We start from the raw sequence: 655 nt of genomic DNA, 5'->3' as shown, positions 1-655 counted from the left end.
AACAGGCCAACACCAGCCCTTGGTGGAAGGTGATCATGGCTCAGTTTCAGGATGTAATGATTATGGTGCTACTCTGCGCGGCGGCGATTTCCGGTCTAGTCGGTGAAGCCGTGGATACACTTATTATCCTTTGTATTATTGGCCTCAATGCAATATTGGGCGCTTTTCAAGAATTCCGGGCTGAAAAAGCGATGGCTTCTCTTAGAGCCATGGCGACACTCGAGACGCTGACTTTACGCGATAGCAAATGGCAGACTATTTCCAGCACGCAACTCGTCCCTGGCGATATTATTAGCCTGGAGGCCGGCAACGTAGTGCCTGCCGATGTTCGCCTTGTCGAGGGCAAGGATATTGAGTGTGATGAATCATCACTGACAGGTGAATCTCTTGGTGTTGATAAACGTGTCGAAGCACTTGAACACGAAGATACCTTGCTCGCTGAGCGCAGCAATATGCTATTCAAAGGCACTCAGATCAACAGGGGCTCAGCTCAATGCATTGTCACTGCCACAGGCATGGAAACCGAGCTGGGGAAAATAGCCTCATTGCTAAAAAGCGCTAAACAGAGCCATACGCCACTCCAGAATAGGCTAGCCCTATTCAGTAAGCGTCTCGCTATCAGTATTGTGTTTATATGCCTGGTTGTGATTGTCCT

1 protein-coding gene is annotated in these 655 nt (G+C 49.2%); it reads left to right on the top strand.

What is annotated here, in order from left to right; translation table 11 throughout:
* Positions 1-35: 35 nt before the first annotated feature.
* Positions 36-655, top strand: a 620-nt coding sequence (locus A3756_RS21945) for an HAD-IC family P-type ATPase (protein ID WP_231875607.1), incomplete at its 3' end; no start/stop codon positions are given.

It is taken from the genome of Oleiphilus sp. HI0086 (assembly GCF_001635225.1).
Note: the sequence above shows the minus strand (reverse complement) of the source record. Positions and strands in the feature narration are given on the sequence as shown.